Below are 20,980 nucleotides of genomic sequence, written 5' to 3' on the forward strand. Positions count from 1 at the left end.
TGCCGGTGTCGATCTGGCAGAAGTCGCAGCGGCGGGTGCATTGTTCGCCGCCGATGAGGAAGGTGGCTTCGCGGTCTTCCCAGCATTCGTAGATGTTGGGGCAGCCGGCTTCTTCGCAGACGGTGTGCAGCCCGCCGGAGCGCACGAGGGACTTCAGTTCGGTGTACTGCGGTCCGGTGCGGGCCTTGGTGCGGATCCACGACGGCTTGCGCTCGATCGGGGTCTCGCTGTTGCGGACCTCCAGGCGGAGCAGCTTGCGGCCTTCGGGTGCGATCGTCACGACGGTCTCCAGGACGGTTCGGGTTCGCGAGTCCGGCGTCGAGGAGAAGGTGGCCGGGAACGCGGGGACGCTGCGCGGGTACGAACCCACGGCAAGGCGCGGTACCCCGGTGCCGGGTACCCGAAATGTGCACGTCGACCGGGGAGGTGCCATTCCCCTGACATTCTCGGTGCTCCGCCGGAAAGGTCCGCGACGTATCACCCGATGCGTGACGTGCACGGCGACGGTAGCACGCCCGACGGGCCCCGACCGTCGCTCGCGAGGCCCCGGATGTGACCACCGCGGCCCTGCTCATGACGCCGACCTGCGGAGACCTCCGGGGGCGGCCGGGGGGCCGGTGGACCCTTGCCGCCGTCCGGCCCGGTGTGCGTATAGTGTGCGCCACACAACTGCATACGCTGCTCGAATCTCAGCGGGAGATCTGGTTCATTCCAGAGCCGTAGGAGCAATCCTCCCCGGAAATCTCTCAGGCTGCCGTACCGCTGTGACGAGGCAACTCTGGAAAGCGTTCCCCGGATGTCCGGGCCGAACCACCGACGGGGCAAGCGGAGGTCACTCCGCGAAATCTCTCAGGTCCGCAGACAGAGCGGGGAGACGGTGCACGACAGGTGCCATCTGTCCCCATGACCTCGGAGTGAGCGTATGTCGATCTTCGCCGACCGTCACATCGGTCCCGATTCCGACGCCGAGCAGAAGATGCTCGAGGTCGTCGGCCACGCCGACCTGGCTTCGCTGGTCGATGCCGCCGTGCCGCAGGGCATCCGCGCCGCCGCGCCGCTCGACCTGCCGGCCGCCCTGAGCGAGCAGGACGCGCTCGCCGCACTCGACGCCATCGCCGGCCGCAACCGGACGATGGTGCAGATGATCGGTCTGGGCTACTCCGACACGATCACGCCGCCGGTGTTGCGCCGCAACATGTTGGAGTCGCCGGCCTGGTACACGGCGTACACGCCGTACCAGCCGGAGATCTCGCAGGGACGCCTCGAGGCGCTGCTGAACTTCCAGACGATGATCGAGGACCTCACGGCGCTGCCGGTCGCCGGTGCGTCGCTGCTCGACGAGGCCACCGCCGTCGTCGAGGCCGTCCTGCTCATGGCCCGCGCGAACAAGGCCGCCAAGGCGGGGGCGCGCGTCGTCGTCGACTCCGAGACGCTGCCGCAGACCCTCGCCGTCCTGCGCCGCCGCGCCGAGCCGCTGGGCCTGCCGGTCGACGTCGTCGACCTCTCCGCGCCCGGTGCGGTGGCGTCGCTGGACGACGGTGACCTGTTCGGCATCGTCCTGCAGGCGCCGGGGGCCTCGGGCGTCGTCCGCGACCTGCGGCCGGTCATCGCGGCGGCCCGGGCGCGGGGCGCTCTCGTCACCGTCGCGGCCGACCTGCTCTCGCTCACGCTGCTCACCCCGCCCGGCGAGCTCGGTGCCGACGTCGCGGTGGGCTCGACGCAGCGCTTCGGCGTCCCGCTGTTCTTCGGCGGACCGCACGCCGGCTACATGTCCGTCCGCGGCGGACTCGAACGGATGCTCCCGGGCCGCCTGGTCGGCGTCTCGCAGGACGCCGCGGGCCGTCCGGGCTACCGCCTCGCGCTGCAGACCCGTGAGCAGCACATCCGTCGCGAGAAGGCGACGAGCAACATCTGCACGGCCCAGGCCCTGCTCGCCAACGTCGCCTCCATGTACGCCGTCCACCACGGCCCGGAGGGCCTGCGGGAGATCGCCGAGCGCGTCCACGCCCACGCGACCGGTGTCGCCGCCGGTGTGCGCGCGGCGGGCGTCGACGTCGTGCACGGCGAGTTCTTCGACACCGTCCTCGCCCGCGTCCCCGGCAGCGCCGCCGAGGTGGTCCGCGCCGCCGCCGACGACGGCATCAACCTTCGCCTGGTCGACGCCGACCACGTCGCGGTCGCCTGCGACGAGGTCACCACCGAGGCCGTCGTCGCCCGCGTGCTCGCCGCGTTCGGCGCCGCCCCGGCCGGCGGCACCCCCGCCGGCGCCCTGCCCGCCGACCTGCAGCGCACCAGCCCCTACCTGACACATCCGGTCTTCTCGGCGCACCGCTCCGAGACGTCGATGCTGCGCTACCTGCGGCTGCTGTCCGACCGCGACCTCGCGCTCGACCGCACCATGATCCCGCTCGGCTCCTGCACGATGAAGCTGAACGCCACCGCCGAGATGGAGCCGATCAGCAAGCCGGGCTTCGCCTCCCTGCACCCGTACGCGCCCGCCGACCAGACCCGCGGCTACGCCGAGCTCACCGCGACCCTCGAGACGTGGCTCGCCGAGATCACCGGCTACGACAAGGTGTCGTTGCAACCCAACGCCGGTTCGCAGGGTGAGCTGGCCGGCCTGCTCGCCATCCGCGACTACCACCGCAGCCGCGGCGACGAGCAGCGCACCGTGTGCGTCATCCCGTCGTCGGCGCACGGCACCAACGCGGCCTCGGCCGTCCTCGCCGGGATGAGCGTCGTCGTCGTGGCCACCGCGCCCGACGGCAGCGTCGAGCTCGACGACCTGCGCGCCAAGCTCGAGGCGAACAGCGGCCACGTCGCGGCGATCATGCTGACCTACCCGTCGACCCACGGTGTCTACGAGACGGAGGTCCGCACGGTCTGCGACCTGGTCCACGAGGCCGGCGGCCAGGTCTACATCGACGGCGCCAACCTCAACGCGCTGGTGGGGCTGGCCAAGCCGGGCGAGTTCGGCGGCGACGTGTCGCACCTGAACCTGCACAAGACGTTCTGCATCCCGCACGGTGGTGGCGGGCCCGGTGTCGGCCCGGTCGCGGTCCGCGCGCACCTGGCGCCGTTCCTGCCCGGCGACCCGCTCGACCCCGAGGGCGGCGCCGTCTCCGCGGCCGCGTACGGCTCTGCGGGCATCCTGCCGATCACCTACGCCTACATCGCGATGATGGGCCCGGACGGTCTGACGAAGGCCACCGCGTCCGCCGTCCTGTCGGCGAACTACCTCGCGCGCCGCCTCGACGAGCACTACCCGGTCCTCTACACGGGCCCGGGTGGGCTGGTCGCGCACGAGTGCATCCTCGACCTCCGCCCGATCACCAAGCGGACGGGCGTCACCGCCGAGGACGTCGCCAAGCGCCTCATCGACTACGGCTTCCACGCCCCGACGCTGTCGTTCCCCGTCGCGGGCACGCTGATGGTCGAGCCGACGGAGTCGGAGTCGCTCGCCGAGATCGACCGCTTCATCGACGCGATGATCGCCATCAAGGCCGAGATCGACCGGGTGGGCGACGGCACGTGGCCGCTGGAGGACAGCCCGCTGCGCAACGCCCCGCACACCGCCGACGTGCTGCTCACCGACAAGTGGACGCGTCCCTACACCCGCGAGCAGGCCGCCTTCCCGGTGCCGGAGCTGCGCCGGGCGAAGTACTGGCCGCCGATCGGCCGCATCGACGGTGCCCGCGGCGACCGCAACCTGGTCTGCTCCTGCCCGCCGCCCGAAGCGTTCGCCACCCCGGCCCTCCAGGAGACGTCATGACCACGGCCGACGCGCTCGTCCGCACCCCGCTCGACGCCGAACACGAGCGTCTCGGGGCGACCTTCACCGACTTCGCCGGCTGGCGCATGCCCGTCCGCTACGAGAGCGACCTCGCCGAGCACCACGCGGTCCGCAACTCCGCGGGCCTGTTCGACCTGTCGCACATGGGCGAGGTGGAGTTCACCGGCCCGCAGGCCGCCGAGGCCCTCGACCGCGCGTTGGCCGGGGCCCTGTCCAAGGTGAAGGTCGGTCGCGCCAAGTACTCGCTGCTCTGCGCGCCCGACGGTGGCGTGCTCGACGACCTCGTCGTGTACCGCCTGGCCGACGACCGGTTCCTCGTCGTCGTCAACGCCTCCAACGCGGCCCAGGACGCGGCCGAGCTGATCGCCCGCGCGCAGGGTTTCGACGTCGCGGTCACCGACCGCTCCGCCGACACCGCCCTGATCGCCGTGCAGGGGCCGCGCTCGCCCGACGTGCTGCGCAGCGCCGATCCCGGCGTCGCGTCGATCCTGGAGGGCCTGCGCTACTACGCCTCGGAACCCGCGACGATCGCCGGCATCGACGTCCTGCTGGCCCGCACCGGCTACACCGGTGAGGACGGCTTCGAGCTGTACGTCCCCAACGCGCAGGCCGCGCAGCTGTGGAACGTCCTGCTCGCCGCGGGGGAGCAGCACGACCTGCGCCCCGCCGGCCTCGCCTGCCGCGACACGCTGCGGCTGGAGGCCGGGATGGCCCTCTACGGCCACGAGCTGACCTCGCAGACCAACCCCTTCGCCGCCGGTCTGGGCCGCGTCGTCGCCCTGGACAAGGAGTTCGTGGGCCGCGACGCCCTCGCCGCGCTCGCCGAGAACGAGCCGGCCCGGATCCTCGTCGGCCTCAGCGGCGCCGGCCGCCGCGCCGGCCGCGCCGAGGCCCCGGTGCTCGGTCCGGACGACTCGGTCGTCGGCACCGTCACCTCCGGCGTGCTGTCCCCGACACTGGGCGTGCCGATCGCGCTGGCCTACGTCGACCGCGAGCTGTCCGAGGTGGGAACCGCGATCCGGGTCGACGTCCGCGGCCGCGCCCAGGACTACACCGTCACCTCCCTGCCCTTCTACAAGCGCGCCTGACCTGCAGCCGAGCTGCGCGAGAGGACCATCGATGACGTCGAGCGACATCCCCGAGAACCTGAGCTACACCTCCGACCACGAGTGGATCGCCGTCGAGCCGGGTGCCGCCGCTCCCGCGGGCGAGGTCCGCGTCGGCCTGTCGTCCGTGGCGACCGAGGCCCTCGGCGAGATCGTGTTCGTCGACCTGCCCGCCGTCGGCACGGCCCTGACCGCGGGCGACGCCTGCGGCGAGATCGAGTCGACCAAGTCCGTGTCCGAGCTGGTCAGCCCCGCGAGCGGCACCGTCGTCTCGATCAACGAGGCGCTCGCCGACAATCCCGCGCTCGTCGGCGAGGACCCCTACGGCGACGGCTGGCTGTTCACCGTCGAGGTCGCCTCGCTGGGCAAGGTCCTCGACGCGGCCGCGTACCGCGCCGAGAACGAGGGGTGACCGACGTGTCCGAGGGTGTCCTCGACCAGTCCCTCGCCGAGTTCGATCCCGAGGTCGCCGCGCTGATCGGCCGCGAGCTCTCCCGCCAGCAGGACGGGCTGGAGATGATCGCGTCGGAGAACCATGCGCCGCTGTCGGTCATGCAGGCGCAGGGATCGGTCCTCACCAACAAGTACGCCGAGGGCTATCCGGGCCGTCGCTACTACGGCGGCTGCGAGTTCGTCGACGAGATCGAGACGCTCGCGATCGACCGCATCAAGGCGCTCTTCGGCGCCGGGTTCGCCAACGTGCAGCCCCACTCGGGTGCGCAGGCCAATGCCGCGGCGATGCAGGCCCTGATCAAGCCGGGCGACACGATCCTGGGCCTCTCGCTGGCCCACGGCGGGCACCTGACGCACGGCATGCGGATCAACTTCTCCGGCCTGCTCTACAAGGTCGCCGCCTACGAGGTCTCGCCCGACGACTCGCGCATCGACATGGACGAGGTCGCGCGCCTGGCCAAGGAGCACCAGCCCCAGCTGATCATCGCCGGCTGGTCGGCCTACCCGCGCCACCTCGACTTCGCGCGCTTCCGGCAGATCGCCGACGAGGTCGGCGCGTACCTGATGGTCGACATGGCGCACTTCGCCGGGCTGGTGGCCGCCGGGCTGCACCCGTCGCCGGTGCCGCACGCGCACGTCACGACGTCGACGACGCACAAGACACTGGGCGGCCCGCGTGGCGGCATCATCCTCACCGACGACGCCGCGCTCGCCAAGAAGATCAACTCCGCGGTCTTCCCCGGCCAGCAGGGTGGTCCGCTGGAGCACGTCATCGCGGGCAAGGCCGCCGCGTTCAGGATGGCGGCCCAGCCGGAGTTCGCCGACCGCCAGCGGCGCACCCTCGAGGGCGCCCGCATCCTGGCCGACCGGCTCGGAGGCGGTGACGTGGCCGAGGCCGGGATCAGCGTCGTCTCCGGCGGTACCGACGTCCACCTCGTGCTGGTGAACCTGGGTGCCGACGGCATGGACGGCCGGCAGGCCGAGGACCGGCTCGCGGCCGTCGACATCACGGTGAACCGCAACGCCGTCCCGTTCGACCCGCGCCCGCCGATGGTGACGTCCGGGCTGCGCATCGGCACGGCCGCGCTGGCCACCCGCGGGTTCGGCGCCGAGGCGTTCGCCGCGGTCGCCGACGTGATCGCGCGGGCCCTGCTGCTGCCCGCCGACCTGCCCGCGGACGACCCGGTGATCGCCGGGCTGCGGGCCGAGGTGCGGGCGCTGGCCCACAGCCATCCGCTCTACCCCGGTCTGGGGTGACCCGATGACGGTGAGCGTGTTCGACCTGTTCTCGATCGGCGTCGGCCCGTCGAGCTCGCACACGGTGGGCCCGATGCGGGCCGGTGCCCGCTTCGCCGAGGAGCTGGCTGCCGACGGTGTGCTCGCCGAGGTCGCGGCGCTCGAGGTGATCCTCTACGGGTCCCTCGCCGCGACCGGCGCCGGGCACGGCACGCTCCCCGCCGTCCTGCTCGGCCTGGAGGGGTGGCGCCCCGACGTCGTGACGGGGGAGACGGTGCGGACCCGTACCGCCGAGATCGCCGGCAGGGGCCGGGTCCGGCTCGGCGGCGTCCGGGAGGTGCCGCAGCGGATCGACGACATCGTGCTGCGGCCGCGCACCGTCCTTCCCGAACACCCCAACGGGCTGACCCTCACGGTCCGCGACAGCGCGGGGGAGACCCTGCGCGAGAAGACCTACTTCTCGGTCGGCGGCGGTTTCGTCCACGAGAAGGGCGAGGTCCGACCCGGTGGCGAGGGCGGTCCGGCGGGCCCGTTCGGGACGGCGGTGGAACTGCTGCAGTGCTGCGTCGAGTCGGGTTCGTCGATCAGCGAGGTCATGCTCTGCTTCGAGCGCTCGACTCGACCGGAGGAGGAGGTCCGCAAGGGCCTGCTCGAGATTCGCGGCGTCATGTGGGACTGCGTGGGTCGCGGGATCACCGAGGGCGGCGAACTACCGGGCGGCCTGCACGTGAAACGCCGGGCGCGCAGCTGGTACGAGCGGTTGCGGGTCGAGGACCCGCAGCGCGACCCCGGTTTCGCACTCGACTGGGTCAACCTGGTCGCGATGGCGGTGAACGAGGAGAACGCCGCGGGGGGTCGCATCGTCACCGCACCGACCAACGGAGCGGCGGGGATCGTCCCGGCGGTGCTGCACTACGCGACGCACTACACCCCGTTGGGCCGCTACGACCCGGACGAGGCGGCGGTGCGGTTCCTGTTGACGGCCGGTGCGATCGGGTCGCTCTACAAGGAGCTGGCCTCCATCTCGGGCGCGGAGGTGGGCTGTCAGGGTGAGGTCGGATCGGCCGCGTCGATGGCGGCGGCCGGTCTGGCCGAGGTTCTCGGCGGCACGCCCGCGCAGGTCGAGAACGCGGCGGAGATCGCGATGGAGCACAGTCTGGGGCTCACCTGCGACCCGGTGGGCGGTCTCGTGCAGATCCCGTGCATCGAGCGGAACGCCATCTCGGCGGGCAAGGCGGTCAATGCGGCGCGGATCGCGCTGCGGGGCGACGGCAGGCACCGCGTCTCGCTCGACCAGGTCATCACGACGATGCGCGAGACCGGCCGGGACATGAGCGACAAGTACAAGGAGACGTCCCGCGGCGGCCTGGCCCTCACCATCCCGGTGAACGTCGTCGAGTGCTGAGTCGGGCACGACAGGTCCCGGCCGGTCAGCGGCCGGGGTCGATCTCCTTCACGGCACCTTCCATGACCAGCGAGTCGGTCGTGCTCACCAGGTGCGAGAGCATCGCGTCGGCTGCCGCGGGGGCGTCGCCCGAGCGGATCGCGTCGTGGATGCGGCGGTGGTCGGCGAGCGAGGTGGCCGGCTGGCCGCTGCGCGTCAGCGACGTCGCGGAGGTCCGGTCGAGCGCCTGGCGCATGCTGTCGAGCAGGTTGATCAGGATGGGGTTGTGCGATGCCGTCGCGACCCCGATGTGGAAGCGCCGGTCGCCGACGAGCCCTGCCTCGCCCGCGTCGATCTCACGTTGCATGTCGTCGAGCGCGGTGGCGAGATTCGTCAGGTCGGCCTCGGTGGCCCGGTGCGCGGCGAGGCGCGCGCACTGCGTCTCCAGTGCCTGGCGCGTCTCCCAGATGGCCGGGTGGTCGATGTGGGTCTCGACGAGCTCGGCGGCGAGCGAGGGGATGAGGTCCTCGGGGCGGCGGACGAGGTAGATCCCGTCGCCGTGGCGGACCTCGACCTCGCCACGGGCCCGCAGTGCGGTGATGGCCTCGCGGATCGACGAGCGTCCGACCGAGAGCTGTCGCGCGAGGTCGCGTTCGGTCATCAGGCGGTCGCCCGGCTGGAGCTGGTTGACGTCGATGAACTCGCGCAGCCGGTCGCTGACCTGTTCGTAGAGCGGTCTGCGGTGCACCGGCCGGATGGGGGCGATCGCCTGCCGGTCCTGACCCATGACACCCCCACGACGGCGACGCTCGCGCGATCACCAGGTGATCTGCTGACACGATGCTACCGCGCCGTGACGGCCCGCCCGGCCGCCGCGGCACGGGCGGGGCGGCGCTGTGCCGGGCGGGGCCCGGGGCCGGCGGGGTTGCCGTGGCCGACCCGGCGGTGGCTGCCGGTCGCCCCGGTCGTCGATGCCGTTGGGACGCAACGGCTTCCTCGGGGTCCGACGGCCGGCGGCGGCGCGCCGTCCTCGGGATCGTGCTGGTGCCGAGCAGGTCGCGCCGCGACGGACCGGTTGACACCCGGGTCCCTCGTCCCCAAACTGGTCTGACCACCAGATGACCGCGCCAGTGCTGCGGTGGTGGAGAATCCCCCCTCTGCAAGACCTGACAGCGAGGAGAACGACGTGCGTGCTCTTGCGGCCCTCGGTCTGACGATCGGTGTCCTGGTCGGTGCGTGGGTCTACGTCAGTGGCTCGGTCGGCCTGCCCCCGTGGGTGGCCGTCATCATCTGGGCCGGCTTCTTCGCCGCCGGCGGAAAGGTCGGCGGTGTCCTCAAGATGGGTGCCGCGAGCCTGTCCGGTGTGCTGTGGGCCTGGCTCGCCGTGACGGCGGCCGGCCTCTTCGGCGGCTGGGCGGGTGCCCTGCCCGTCATGGTCGCGATCGCGGCCTTCGTCATGTGCGTGCAGGCCGGCTGGTCGCCCCTGTCGTTCGTCCCGGGCACCTTCATGGGGGCCGCGTGTCTGTTCGGCACGTCGGTCGACGTCACGTCCACCGTCATCTGCATCGTGATCGGCCTCGTCCTCGGCTTCATCTCCGAGTGGTCCGCGGGCCTGATCAGCGGCGTCGGCCGGAAGGAGGACGCCGCCGCCGCTCGCGCCTGATCTGCTGTGCCAAAATTGGTCTTACCATCTGACCTATGAGGAGTCATTGATGGGTTCCACCTTCATCCAGCACCACCACCTGTGGAGCGCTGAGCAGCAGGACCAGGCTGACGAGATCGCAGCCCGGGTCACGGAGCAGGGCCTGCGTCAGGTCCGGGTCGCCTGGGGCGACCAGCACGGCATCCTGCGCGGCAAGACCCTCGAGGCAGGCCACTTCCTGTCGGTCCTGCGCAACGGCAAGGACTTCCAGACCGCCACGCTGATCTTCGACACCACCAACAACCCGGCCGTCCCACCGTTCGCGGCCGACGGCTTCGGCGACCCGCGCATGACCGGCCTGCCCGACGGCGTCCTCGTCCCCGACCCCGGCACCTTCCGCATCCTGCCGTGGCTCGACAGGACCGGCTGGGTCCTGTGCAACCTGCACTACCGCTCGGGGGAGGTCGTCCCCTTCGACACCCGCGGCATCCTGCAGTCGCAGCTCGCCCAGCTGAAGGACGAGGGCTGGAACTTCCTCGCCGGCATCGAGCTCGAGTTCTACATCACCAAGCTCGAGGACCCGTGCCTGTCGTTCGGCCAGAGCGGCTACCCGCCCGACCCGCCCCGGGTCAGCGCCGTCGCCCACGGCTTCCAGTACCTGACCGAGAACCGCGGCGACGAGATCACGTCGATCCTCGACATCCTGCGCGACAACGTGGTGGCCCTCGGCCTGCCGCTCGCCACCATCGAGGACGAGTGGGGCCCCGGCCAGACCGAGTTCACGTTCGACGTGATGGACGGCCTGGAGGCCGCCGACTCGGCGATCCTGCTGCGCAGCGCCATCAAGCAGCTCTGCCGCCGCAACGGCTACCACGCCACCTTCATGTCCCGCCCGGCCCTGCCGAACGCGTTCTCGAGCGGCTGGCACCTGCACCAGTCGCTGGGCAACGCCGAGACCGGCAACGCGTTCCCGGGCGGCGACGACGACGTCCTCTCCGACACCGGCCGCCACTGGATGGCGGGCCTGCTCGAACACGCCCGGTCCTGCTCGCTGCTCACCACCCCGACCGTCAACGGCTACAAGCGGTACCTGCCGGACTCGTTCGCCCCGGACCGCATCGCGTGGGCCGAGGAGAACCGCGGCGCGCTCATCCGCGTCGCCGGTGGCCGCGGCGACTCCAACACCCACCTGGAGAACCGCGTCGGCGAGCCCGCCGCGAACCCGTACCTGTACCTGGCCTCCCAGGTCGTCTCCGGCCGCGACGGCCTGCGCAACAAGCTCGACCCGGGCCCCTCGGCCGACGAGCCGTACCAGGCCGAGGCCGAGCGCCTGCCGGCTTCCCTGCAGGAGGCCGTCTCGCTCTTCGAACGGAGCAGCCTGCTCCGCTCCGAGCTGGGCGACCCGTTCGTCGAGTACCTGTCGACGGTCAAGGGACACGAGGTCAAGCGCTTCAACTCGGCAGTGACCGACTGGGAGCAGCGCGAGTACTTCGAGGTCTACTGACGTGATCGACGACGCCGGCGCGGGGGTGCCGGGACTCCGGGTCCTGGCCGCCTCCCGTCTCCCGGACCCGGACCCGCGGTCGACCCTCACGGTCGCGGCCGCCCAGCTCGGCGGACGGTGGCTCGACGTCGGCGCGCGCATGAAACGTCTCGCGGAGGCGGCCCACGTGGCCGCCTCCGCGGGAGCTCACGTGCTCGCCTTCCCCGAGACCTACCTGTCCGGCTATCCCTTCTGGCTCACCCGCACGCACGGCGCCAACTTCGAGGACGCCGCGCAGCGGGAGTGCTACGCCTACTACCTCGACTCCGCGATCGAGGTCGGCGGACCGGAACAGCGTGAGCTCGAGGCTCTCGCGACCGACCTCGGCCTGACCCTCTACGTCGGCGTGACCGAACGTGGGCGAGGTGTGGCCAGCGGCTCGACCTACTGCACGCTGCTGGCGATCACGCCCGGTGACGGGCTCGTCGGCCACCACCGCAAGCTCGTCCCCACCTACGACGAGCGTCTCGTGTGGGCGCCGGGCGACGGCGCAGGGCTGCGGACCCACGTGGTCGGCGCGGCCCGCGTCGGTGGGCTGAACTGCTGGGAGAACTGGATGCCGCAGGCGCGGCACGCCCTCTACGCCGACGGCGAGCAGGTGCATTTCAGCACGTGGCCGGGCGCGAGCTCGATCAACGCCGACATCACCCGCTTCACCGCGCAGGAGGGCCGCGTCTTCGCGATCTCCGCGTCGGGCATCCTCACCGTCGACGACGTCCCGGACGACTTCCCGCTGCACGACGAGCTGCACGCGAACTCGGCGGCGATGCCGTTCGACGGCGGCTCCGGCGTCGCGGCGCCGGACGGGACGTGGCTCGTCGAGCCCGTCAGTGGGGAGGAGGGGCTGATCGTTGCGGACCTCGACCTGCGTCTCGTCGCGCAGGCACGACTGACCTTCGACCCGACCGGGCACTACAGCCGGCCCGACGTCTTCGGCGTCACCGTCGACCGCACCCGCCGGGAAGCGGTGGCGTTCACCGATTCGAGCAACCCCGAGGAAGCGCAGTGACCGACGACCGAACGGCCCCCGGCGCGCGGGCGGCCCGGGACACGATCCTGGTCGTGCAGCACCAGGACGACGCCGGCCCCGGCAACCTGGGGGAGTGGCTGACCGACAGCGGGCTCCGGTGGGAGCTCGTCGACGCATCGGTCGACACCCTCCCCGAGCCCGCGCGGTTGCGTGCCCTCGTCGTCCTCGGCAGCCGGGAGGCCGCCTACGACGACGACGTCGCGTGGCTCGGGCCCGAGAAGGACTTCGTCCGCGCGACGACGGCCCTGGGGACGCCGACGTTCGGCATCTGCTTCGGCGCCCAGCTGCTGGCGCTGCTGCTCGGCGGGACCGTGCAGAAGGCCGCGACCATCGAGCGCGGCTGGGTCCCGATCGCGCCGACGGCCGCGGCGTCCGACGTCGGCTACGCCGGGCTCGTCGACCACACGTGGTTCGAGTGGCACGGCGACGAGATCACCGCGCCCGGCTCGGCGACGGTCCTCGCCCGGGGCAGCTGCGTCCAGGCGTTCCACCAGGACGGGCACCTCGGGGTGCAGTTCCACCCCGAGGTCACCGAGACCCAGCTCGTCCAGTGGATGGACAGCGACCGCCGGCTGGCACTGCTGTCCGAGGCCGGCGGGGAGCGGGCCGACCTGCTCGCCGACACCGCGAAGCAGCTGCCCGGGGCGATCGTCGCGGCCCACCGCCTCTACTCCCGGTTCTTCCTGGGCCGGTAGCGACGACCGGCCAGGAGCGCCACCCACCCGCGGCCGGACACGGCCGGCGCCCCGACGGGCCGGTCCCCCGGGCGGCTGCGCGGCGGGCGTCCCGGGCGAGGACGTCAGTCCTGGCCCGGATCGGCGACGATCTCCCGCAGCGCCGCCCGCTGTCGGTCGACGACGGCACCCAGGTCGGCCATGAACCGGTCGTAGGCCTGCGCGCCGATCGCCTGCCGGTGCCGGTCGGCGATCTCGGCCATGATCGCGTCGGCTGCGCGCATCTGGTCGCGCCCGCGCGCGGTGGGCCCCACGAGCTTGGCCCTCCGGTCGGCCGGGTCGGGCCTGCGTTCGACGTATCCCAGCTCCTCGAGCTCGTCGACGCTCTTGCCGATGACCTGCTTGTGCTGCCCGGACAGCCGGGCGAGGTCGGTCGCGCGGATGCCGCCGACCTCCAGGTAGGCGAGGACCGCACCGTGCCGCGGTGCGATGTCGTCGAAGCCGGCCCGGCGCAGCCGCGCGTGGAGCTCGCCCTGCACCGAGAACAGCAGCCGGCCGGCGAGGACGCCGATGTCGGTCGCCGCGTCCCGGCGGCCCGGGCCGTCGCTCATCGTCGCCTCCCTCGCGTCGTCCGGCGTTCCGGGCGGAAAGCGTAACGCCGCCCGCGACCTGTCGAACCCTCGTTGCGCCCCAGCAGTTCCGGGGGGGCGGGGACGGGTGGCGGCCGCGTCACCGTCGGCCGCCCGGTGGAGGCGGGCTCCGGCACCGGCGCCGGGACCTGCGGCGCGTCGGCGGCCGGTGGGCCCCGGCCGGGTCAGCATCCGTCGACCATGACACATGTTGACCCCCCTGGGCCCCGATCCGCACGTGGATCGACCGGTCCCGCTTGACACCTCCCGACGGGCGTCGTGAACCTGGGACCAGCCTCGACGCGGAGTGCCGGAGGGACAGTTGAACGCCGACGAGTGGAGCGAGATCCACCGGCTCCACGCCGACGGGATGTCGGTCAAGGGCCTCGCCGCGCACCTCGGCATGTCGCGCAACACGGTCCGCCGCGCCCTCACCTTCGACGCGCCCCCTCCCGACCACCGGGCGCGCCGCGGCTCGGCCGCCGACGCCTACGCCGACCGCATCCGGGTCCTGCTGTCGGAGGAGCCCGGCCTCACGATCGGCCAGATCGGGGAGCGGATCGGCTGGAACCGGTCCCGCACGACGCTGGCGACGCGCGTCAACAAGGAGCGGCGACTCCTCGCCGGAGGACTCGGCCCGCCGCCCGTCGTCGGTGGTGCCGTACCCGAGTTCGTCACCGAGTTCGTCGGCCGCCGCGAGGAGCTGCGCGAGCTGCGTGACCTGCTGGGCAGCCACCGCGTCGTCACCGTGATCGGGGTGGGCGGCGTCGGCAAGACGCGGCTCGCGGTCCAGGCGGCCGTCGAGCTGCGTCGCGGGTTCGCCGACGGCGTGCGGGTCGTCGAGCTCGCGGCGCTGCGCAACCCGGCGCTGCTGCCGCAGGCGGTGCTGGACGGGCTCGGGCTCGGGCACCGTGACCAGCCCGACCGCTCGGCCGTCGACGCCCTCGTCGAGTACGTGCGCACCCGCCACCTGCTGATCGTGCTGGACAACTGCGAGCACGTCCTGGAGGCGGCCGCCCGGTTCGTCGACGACGTCCTGCACGCCACCTCGCGGGTGCACTTCCTCGCCACGAGCCGGGAGGTGCTCAACCTGCCGGGCGAGCGCATCACCGTGCTGCACCCGCTGTCGACGCGCGGTCCCGCGACCGACCTGTTCGAGAGCCGGGCGCGCGACGTCGTCCCCGGGTTCACCGTCGACGACTCGAACCGCGCTGCGGTGCACCGGGTCTGCGAGCGCCTCGACGGGCTGCCGCTCGCCATCGAGCTGGCCTGCGCGCGGTTGCGCGTGCTGTCGGTGCACGAGCTGGCCGACCGGCTCTCCGACGGCATCGACCTGCTCTCCACGCGCGTGCGCGCGGGCCCCGAGCGGCACCGGAACCTGCAGGCCGCCATGGCCTGGAGCCACGAGCTCTGCACGCGCGAGCAGCAGCTGCTGTGGGCGCGGGTGTCGGTCTTCGCCGGCGGGTTCGACACCCGCGCGGCCGAGGCCGTCTGCGCCGACGAGGAGCTGCCCGTCGCAGAGGTGCTCGACTGCCTCTACGACCTCGTCGGCAAGTCGATCCTGCACCGCGAGGAGTCGCGCGGGCGCGTCCGGTTCCGGGTGCTGGAGACGATCCGCGAGTTCGGGCAGGCGATGCTCTCACCCGCCGAGAGCGAGCGGCTGCACCGCCGCCACCTCGAATGGTGTGCGGGCCTGGTCACCGAGTCCGTCCGGCGCTGGTTCTCCGACGACCAGTTCGCCATCTCCGAACGCCTGCGCGCCAACCTCGCCAACGTCCGCACCGCGCTGGAGACCGCGCTGGACGGCTCCGCGGACACGGCGGCCGAGCTGGTGTCGGCGCCCTGGTTCCTGTGGGCGTGCGGGCTCTCGGCACGTGAGCACGCGATGTGGCTGGGGCGGGTGCTGGAGACCCCGGACCTGGGCCCCGAACGCCGGGCCGCGGTGCTCGGCGCGCTCGGGCTGGTCCGCACCATGCAGGGCTACCAGGAGGCGGCCGACCCGATCGTGGCCGAAGCGCTCGCGCTCGACCCCGACGACCCGGTCGCCGTCGCCTTCGCGCTCGACGCCCAGGGCCTCGGCGCCTTCTTCTGCGGCGACCACGCCGGGGCCGAGCGGTTGCTGACCGAGTCGCTGGCCCGCTACGAGTCCGTCCCCGGCATCCGGGAGGACCTGCCGTGCGCGGTCCGGGTGCACCTCGGGATGCTGTGCTGCTTCGACGGGCGCACCGCGCAGGCCCAGGAGTTCTTCGACGACGTCCGTGCCCGCTGCGAACGGGTCGGCGAGCGGTGGATGCTGTCCTACGCCGTGTTCGGGCAGGGGCTGGTCGCGGTCACCGAGGAGCGGTACGCCGACGCGATCGCGCTCGCCCGCGAGAGCCTCGGGCTCAAGCGGCACTTCGAGGACTCCGTCGGGACGCCGCTGGCCGTCGAGCTGCTGGGCTGGGCCGAGGCCGGGGCGGGCTCGGCGGAGCGGTTCGCCGTGCTCATCGGGGCGTCGTCGGTGCTGTGGCGGGCCTTCGGTCAGCAGCTCTACGGCTCGGCGCAGTGGATGGCCCGCCGCGAACGTTTCGCGACGCGCGCCCGCTCCGGCCTGGGCAACAGTGCCTTCGAGGCGGCGATGCGCCGCGGCGCCGCCATGGGGGTGCCCGAGCTGCTCGACTTCGCCCTCAGCGACGGTGCCCACCCCGAGCCGGTCGACGCCGGGGTGCTGGCCGTGCTGTCGCGCCGCGAACGCGAGGTCGCCCGGCACCTCGCCGCCGGCCGTACCAACCGGCAGATCGCCGCGGCACTCGTGCTGTCGCACCGCACCGTCGAGGGGCACGTCGAGCACATCCTGCAGAAGCTGCGCCTGGACAACCGCAGCCAGGTCGCGGCCGCCCTGGCGTCGTCCACCGGCTGACCCGCGCCCGATCGTGACGCCGACCACGTGGCGGACCACGTGGTCACCCGGGTCCCCCGCCGCCCGCTGATCGGCATCGTGAGCACGTCAACGACGTGCGAGCACATGTTCGACCAATGGAGGCCGACACCATGACGGAGACACTCACCCGCCCGGCGCCGACCGCCGGGACGAGCGTGGACTACGTGGCCCGCGCCCGCAGCATCAAACCGATCATCGACGCCGAGGCCGACGCCATGGAGGCCGGCGTCACCATCACGAAGCCCGTCGTCGACGCGCTCGCCGCGAACGAGCTGTTCTGGCTGCTCGTCCCGCGCGAGTACGGCGGCGGCGGCCAGGGCATCGTCACCTCGCTGAAGGTCGTCGAGGAGCTCGCCCGTGCCGACGGCTCCGTCGGCTGGGCCTTCATGGCCAACGCGTTCTCCACCGGTGTCGCGGTCGGGTTCTTCCCCGAGGACGGCGCGCGCGAGATGTTCGCCGGCACCGAGAAGGCCGTCACCGCGGGCATGATCCTGCCGACCGGCACCGGCAAGCGCGTCGAGGGCGGCTACGAGGTCACCGGCACCTACGGCTTCGGCAGCGGCTCCCACCACGCGTCGTGGATCGGGGCCGGGTTCGTCGTCCTCGGCGACGACGGCAACCCCGAGATGAACGGTGAGATGCCGGTCTGCCGCATCGCCTTCGTCCCACGCGAGAAGGTCGAGTTCCTCGGCGGCTGGGACGTCATGGGCATGGCCGCGACCGGCAGCGACAACTACAAGGTCGATGCCCTGTTCGTGCCCGAGGCCCACACCATGGACACGTTCTCCACCGACCCGGTGCGCCCCGAGGCCGTCTACAAGCTGGGCATGCTCGGCATCGGTGTCGGCGGGCACGCGCCCGTCGCGCTCGGCATCGCTCAGCGCGCGCTGGAGGAGATCGCCCGGATCACGCTGGAGAAGAAGCGCCCCGGCTACCCGACGGTCGTCGGGGACTCGGAGATGTTCCGCCGCGGCTTCGTCGAGCACGACGCACTGCTGCAGGCCGCCCGGCTCTACGTCTACGACGTGCACGCCGAGGCCGAGGCCGCCGCGGCCGCCGGCACGATCACCGACGAGCACCGAGCCCGCCTGCGCCAGGCCGCGACCTGGGTGCAGAAGGTCGCCCAGGACGTCGTGACCTGGGCCTACAACTGGGGCGGCTCCGCCTCGATCCGCAACCCCAGCGTGCTGGGCCGCTGCCTGCGCGACATCTCCGTGGGCGCCCAGCACATGCTCGTCGAGCCGATGACGCTGGTCGAGGCCTCGGCCCCGATCATCGCCGGCTACCTGGAGAAGGAGAACGCCTGATGTCCGACGCCGACAACCTCACCGAGGCCTTCGCCGCCGCCGACAAGGGCGACGCGAGCCTGCTGGTCGGCCTCTACGCCGACGACATGACCTGGGCCGGGTTCACGCCCGACGGCACCCAGACCGTCTACACCAAGGGCTCGTTCCTGGAGGGCTTCGGCATCCTCGCCCACCTCGACGAGGCGAAGAACGAGGTCGTCCGCACCGACACGACGCCCGAGGGCCTCGTGGTCGCGTGGATCCGCGCCTACCGCCGCAAGGGCGACGACGTCCTGGACTTCACGATGGTCATGGTCCACCAGTTCGTCGACGGCAAGGTCGTCCGCGGCGCCGACATGTGCCCGCCGAGCTTCGGTGAGTACTGGACGCGGCTGGGTCTGGCCTGACACCACGTCCCCCGCAGGGGCGGGTGCCGGGCAGGGCCGCTCTCGTCACGGGAGCGGCGCGGCGGCGGGGGCGGATCGTCCGACGGGCGGCCCGCCCCGTCGTCATGTCCGGGTCGCCGGACGCGGAGCCTCAGGCCACGCGGCCCAGCACCGCCGCGCGCATCTGGCCGGCGAGCCACGCGGTGAACCCGGACTCCGGCCAGCCCCGCTCGACGACGAGCGCGGTGTACAGGGCGGGGTCGTTGAACATCCAGAGGCTGTCGACGACGTGGTCGGCGGGGATGTCGTCGCGGACCGCGCCGGTCTCGACGGCCCGGCGGACGACCATCTCGGCGCCGGACCGCCGGTTGCGTCCCAGCGTCGCCCACAGCTCGGTCAGCTCGGGGGAGTCGCCGGCGGCCCGGTGGACGACCTCGAACATGCGGGCCGCCCGGCTGCCGATCAGCGTGCAGACGCCGGCGTAGGCGTCGAGCACGGCCGCGGGGTCGGTCGCCTCCAGTACGGGGGCGAACCAGGGGCGCTGGGCGACCGGCACGGGCTCGTCGTCGCCGGCGAGGGCCTCGTCGAGGATCTGGCGCAGGAGCGCGGGCTTCGAGCCGAAGGCCGCGGTCACCGTGGGGCGCGCGACGCCGGCGAGGTCGGCGACGGCGCGCAGGGACGCGGCGGTGTAGCCGTGTTCGAGGAACAGCTCCCGGGCCGCGGCGACGATGGCGCGTCGGGTGCGGAGGGCGGCGTCGGCACGCACGGGGGAGTGGTAGCCGCGCCGCGGGGTCTTGACGTCGCCCATGGGTCGAGGATACTGCCAGCTATTCGATAGACAGTGTCCATTCAAAAGGGGGGCCCGATGACCGGCACCGCGCTCGTGGAGTTCTGCGACAGGGTTCTGAACGTGATGGCGACCGACGACGCGGCCGCGTTCGACGCGATGTTCCACCCCGACGCGACCAACCGCGAGGCCGTCGACGAGCCCGCCGACTGCCGCGGCGCCGGACCGGGGGCGTTCATGGCCACCGGCAGGTGGCTGACCACCGCGTTCTCGGACCTGAGCTGGGACGTGCACGACGTCGTCGAGGCAGGCGAGCTCGTCGTGGCGCACGTGACCATGAGCGGACGCCAGACCGGCCCGTTCGTCGCCTACGGCGCGGACGCGCTCCCGGAGACGGTCTTCCCCCCGACGGGGCGACGGTTCGCGGTGTTCCAGACGCACTGGTTCCGCGTCGTCGACGGAAAGGTGATCGAGCACTGGGCCAACCGCGACGACCTCGGGATGGGCAAGCAGCTGGGCTGGACCCCACCCGGGCCGCGGTACCTCGCGCGGATGCTGCTCGCGACCCGTCGCGCCCGGTCGGTTGCCGCCTGACCGCGCAGGGTCACGATCACCCCACGACCCGCACCGACAGCAGCGGCGCGCCGATGTCGCGGACGGCGGCCAGGACACCGTGCAGCCGGGCCTGGTCGGGCATCGGCCCGGTCAGGGTCGACGTGCCGTCCGGGTGGCGGACGACGACGAGGTCACCGAGCAGGGGCGACCAGTGGTCGTCGAGATGACCGGCGACGCGCAGCTCGTAGGTGGGGCTCATCGCGCGACCCGCGCCGGGCGGCGGACGATCCACTCCGCGACCGCGAGGTTCACGAGCCAGCCCGCACCGTTCGACAGGTCGGTGACCAGCACACCGGTGCCGAAGACGGCGGTGCCCAGGCCGATCGTCAGCAGCTGGGTGCCGGCGGCGAGGGCGATGGCGTAGGCGCGGATCATCCACGCCCGGTGGGCGGCGAGGTCGCGACGCCGGACGGCGGTGACGCCCAGCACCAGGCACGCGGCCTGCGCCGAGGCGAAGACCAGCCGCAGCAGGAACAGCAGGTCGCCGGTGCCGGGCTTCGCCGGTGTGAACAGGGTCAGCCACAGCGCCGACCCGGCGACGACCAGCCCCGCCGCGACGACGACCCGCCCGGCCCGCCGGTGTGGGCCGCTGCGGCGCAGCCGCGGCACGAACTGGGCGGCGCCCACGACCACGAACACCGCCGCACCGACGACGTGCGCCACGACGGGCCACGGGCCGGCGTCGAACCGGGGGTCGGCGGGGACGACCGCGGGCCCGCCGGCGAGCTGCAGCAGCCGCAGCCCGCCGACGACCAGGGGGATCGCACCCAGCGCGACGAGCGCGACGGGGATCGGCCACGCGGTTCTCATCGGACCGCGGGCGCGTCGACCAGCGGTGCGGTCTCGGGGCGGCGCTGCCAGAGGGAGACACCGAGCCCCAGGAGCGCGACGGCGACCGGGAGCGCGGCGAGGCGCAGCAGCGAGTGCGGGACCAGCGGCGCGGCGAGGGTGAGCACGGGGCCGACCGCCAGGAGCGCCGACGCCCAGCGGGCGAGGACCCGGGCACGGACCAGCGCGATGCCCAGCAGGACGCCGCCGACCAGGTACAGCGCGAACGACACGGTCCCGAACGCGGCGATCGCACCGAGGCCGCCGGTGTCGCCGCCCCCGGGGATGGCGAGCAGCTCGTCGACGACGCGTGGCGCGGAGCCGGCCAGCTCGGGCAGGACGAAGGCCTCGACGAACGTGTAGGCGACCGTCACCAGGAAGAAGCCGCTGAACGCCAGCCAGCCGACCAGCCCGACCACGCCGACCCGCCGCACCTGGCTGAGGTAGACCCCGGCGATCCCGGCGAGGCCGAGGACGGCCATCAGCAACGTGAGGTAGTGGGTGACGGCCCACCCGGTGGTCGTGACGGCGGCGACCGTCTCGACGGGGTGGATGAACTGCACGAGCCCGAACAACAGGCCGGACGCGGCGGTGGCGATGCCCGCGGTCCTCGTGAGGCCGGTGACGGTGACGGTCATGGTCTGCTCCCTGGCGGCGGGTGTCGGTGT

Annotated in this window: 19 protein-coding genes, 1 pseudogene and 1 riboswitch; of the genes and pseudogenes, 13 read left to right on the forward strand and 7 right to left on the reverse strand. The window is 72.8% G+C overall.

Annotated elements, in window-relative coordinates:
- Window positions 1-280, reverse strand: a pseudogene (locus AB7F12_RS13475) (lipoyl synthase); the annotation flags it as partial.
- 403 nt (window positions 281-683) lie between these two features.
- Window positions 684-772, forward strand: a riboswitch (glycine riboswitch).
- Between the two features lie 150 nt (window positions 773-922).
- Here AB7F12_RS13475 and gcvP point away from each other — a divergent pair.
- Genes gcvP through AB7F12_RS13500 form a run of 5 tightly spaced genes read left to right on the forward strand, consistent with a single transcriptional unit; the run spans window position 923 to window position 7,993 of the window.
- Window positions 923-3,772, forward strand: a complete 2,850-nt coding sequence (gene gcvP, locus AB7F12_RS13480) for an aminomethyl-transferring glycine dehydrogenase (RefSeq protein ID WP_428501644.1) — start codon at window positions 923-925, stop codon at window positions 3,770-3,772.
- The gene (gene gcvT / locus AB7F12_RS13485; RefSeq protein ID WP_428501645.1) at window positions 3,769-4,881 is read left to right on the forward strand and encodes a glycine cleavage system aminomethyltransferase GcvT; all 1,113 of its coding nucleotides are present in this window, start codon (window positions 3,769-3,771) and stop codon (window positions 4,879-4,881) included. Before gcvP ends, gcvT begins: the two co-directional genes overlap by 4 nt.
- 31 nt (window positions 4,882-4,912) lie before the next feature.
- Window positions 4,913-5,311, forward strand: coding sequence for a glycine cleavage system protein GcvH (gene gcvH, locus AB7F12_RS13490; protein ID WP_428501646.1), 399 nt, complete (start codon window positions 4,913-4,915; stop codon window positions 5,309-5,311).
- A 5-nt stretch (window positions 5,312-5,316) separates the two neighbouring features.
- Window positions 5,317-6,609 carry a serine hydroxymethyltransferase gene (glyA, locus tag AB7F12_RS13495; protein WP_428501657.1) on the forward strand — a complete coding sequence of 431 codons (1,293 nt, stop codon included), beginning with the start codon at window positions 5,317-5,319 and terminating at the stop codon, window positions 6,607-6,609.
- Window positions 6,610-6,613: 4 nt separating this feature from the next.
- Window positions 6,614-7,993 (forward strand): L-serine ammonia-lyase, encoded by a 1,380-nt coding sequence (locus AB7F12_RS13500; RefSeq protein WP_428501647.1) that lies wholly within the window; start codon window positions 6,614-6,616, stop codon window positions 7,991-7,993.
- Window positions 7,994-8,018: 25 nt separating this feature from the next.
- Here the strand turns inward: AB7F12_RS13500 and AB7F12_RS13505 are convergent, their stop codons facing one another.
- A complete protein-coding gene (locus AB7F12_RS13505; RefSeq protein ID WP_428501648.1) occupies window positions 8,019-8,759 on the reverse strand; it encodes a FadR/GntR family transcriptional regulator in 741 nt (246 codons plus the stop codon).
- A gap of 399 nt (window positions 8,760-9,158) precedes the next feature.
- On the opposite strand from AB7F12_RS13505, the gene AB7F12_RS13510 reads away from it, so the two are divergent.
- The 4 genes from AB7F12_RS13510 to AB7F12_RS13525 are packed head-to-tail and all read left to right on the forward strand — an operon-like array spanning window position 9,159 to window position 12,882.
- Entirely contained in the window at window positions 9,159-9,635 is a 477-nt protein-coding gene (locus tag AB7F12_RS13510; protein ID WP_428501649.1) for a DUF1097 domain-containing protein, read from the forward strand.
- A 49-nt stretch (window positions 9,636-9,684) separates the two neighbouring features.
- Window positions 9,685-11,118: a glutamine synthetase family protein gene (locus tag AB7F12_RS13515; RefSeq protein ID WP_428501650.1), complete on the forward strand. Its 1,434-nt coding sequence runs from the start codon at window positions 9,685-9,687 to the stop codon at window positions 11,116-11,118.
- A 1-nt stretch (window position 11,119) separates the two neighbouring features.
- Window positions 11,120-12,166 (forward strand): carbon-nitrogen hydrolase family protein, encoded by a 1,047-nt coding sequence (locus AB7F12_RS13520; protein ID WP_428501651.1) that lies wholly within the window; start codon window positions 11,120-11,122, stop codon window positions 12,164-12,166.
- Window positions 12,163-12,882: a type 1 glutamine amidotransferase gene (locus AB7F12_RS13525; protein WP_428501652.1), complete on the forward strand. Its 720-nt coding sequence runs from the start codon at window positions 12,163-12,165 to the stop codon at window positions 12,880-12,882. Before AB7F12_RS13520 ends, AB7F12_RS13525 begins: the two co-directional genes overlap by 4 nt.
- A 104-nt stretch (window positions 12,883-12,986) precedes the next feature.
- On the opposite strand, the gene AB7F12_RS13530 is transcribed toward AB7F12_RS13525, so the two are convergent.
- Entirely contained in the window at window positions 12,987-13,472 is a 486-nt protein-coding gene (locus tag AB7F12_RS13530) for a MarR family winged helix-turn-helix transcriptional regulator (RefSeq protein WP_428501653.1), read from the reverse strand.
- A gap of 340 nt (window positions 13,473-13,812) precedes the next feature.
- On the opposite strand from AB7F12_RS13530, the gene AB7F12_RS13535 reads away from it, so the two are divergent.
- From AB7F12_RS13535 to AB7F12_RS13545, 3 genes are all read left to right on the forward strand, one after another.
- A complete protein-coding gene (locus AB7F12_RS13535) occupies window positions 13,813-16,389 on the forward strand; it encodes an ATP-binding protein (protein WP_428501654.1) in 2,577 nt (858 codons plus the stop codon).
- A 131-nt stretch (window positions 16,390-16,520) separates the two neighbouring features.
- A complete protein-coding gene (locus AB7F12_RS13540) occupies window positions 16,521-17,717 on the forward strand; it encodes an acyl-CoA dehydrogenase family protein (RefSeq protein WP_428501655.1) in 1,197 nt (398 codons plus the stop codon).
- Entirely contained in the window at window positions 17,717-18,103 is a 387-nt protein-coding gene (locus AB7F12_RS13545) for a nuclear transport factor 2 family protein (protein WP_428501656.1), read from the forward strand. The genes AB7F12_RS13540 and AB7F12_RS13545 overlap by 1 nt, the downstream gene beginning before the upstream one ends.
- A gap of 130 nt (window positions 18,104-18,233) precedes the next feature.
- Here the strand turns inward: AB7F12_RS13545 and AB7F12_RS13550 are convergent, their stop codons facing one another.
- Window positions 18,234-18,890 (reverse strand): TetR/AcrR family transcriptional regulator, encoded by a 657-nt coding sequence (locus tag AB7F12_RS13550; RefSeq protein WP_428517077.1) that lies wholly within the window; start codon window positions 18,888-18,890, stop codon window positions 18,234-18,236.
- 57 nt (window positions 18,891-18,947) lie between these two features.
- On the opposite strand from AB7F12_RS13550, the gene AB7F12_RS13555 reads away from it, so the two are divergent.
- Window positions 18,948-19,463, forward strand: a complete 516-nt coding sequence (locus AB7F12_RS13555) for an ester cyclase (protein WP_428502790.1) — start codon at window positions 18,948-18,950, stop codon at window positions 19,461-19,463.
- 16 nt (window positions 19,464-19,479) lie between these two features.
- Here the strand turns inward: AB7F12_RS13555 and AB7F12_RS13560 are convergent, their stop codons facing one another.
- From AB7F12_RS13560 to AB7F12_RS13570, 3 genes are read right to left on the reverse strand one after another with little or no spacing between them, the layout of a single operon-like run.
- Complete coding sequence (locus AB7F12_RS13560) at window positions 19,480-19,683, reverse strand: hypothetical protein (RefSeq protein ID WP_428502791.1); 204 nt, start codon at window positions 19,681-19,683, stop codon at window positions 19,480-19,482.
- On the reverse strand, window positions 19,680-20,294 hold the full coding sequence (locus AB7F12_RS13565; protein ID WP_428502792.1) for a DUF2306 domain-containing protein: 615 nt from the start codon (window positions 20,292-20,294) through the stop codon (window positions 19,680-19,682). The genes AB7F12_RS13560 and AB7F12_RS13565 overlap by 4 nt, the downstream gene beginning before the upstream one ends.
- Window positions 20,291-20,950, reverse strand: a complete 660-nt coding sequence (locus AB7F12_RS13570) for a hypothetical protein (protein WP_428502793.1) — start codon at window positions 20,948-20,950, stop codon at window positions 20,291-20,293. The genes AB7F12_RS13565 and AB7F12_RS13570 overlap by 4 nt, the downstream gene beginning before the upstream one ends.
- Between the last annotated feature and the right edge of the window lie 30 nt (window positions 20,951-20,980).

It is taken from the genome of Pseudonocardia sp. (assembly GCF_050250275.1).
GTDB lineage: Bacteria > Actinomycetota > Actinomycetes > Mycobacteriales > Pseudonocardiaceae > Pseudonocardia.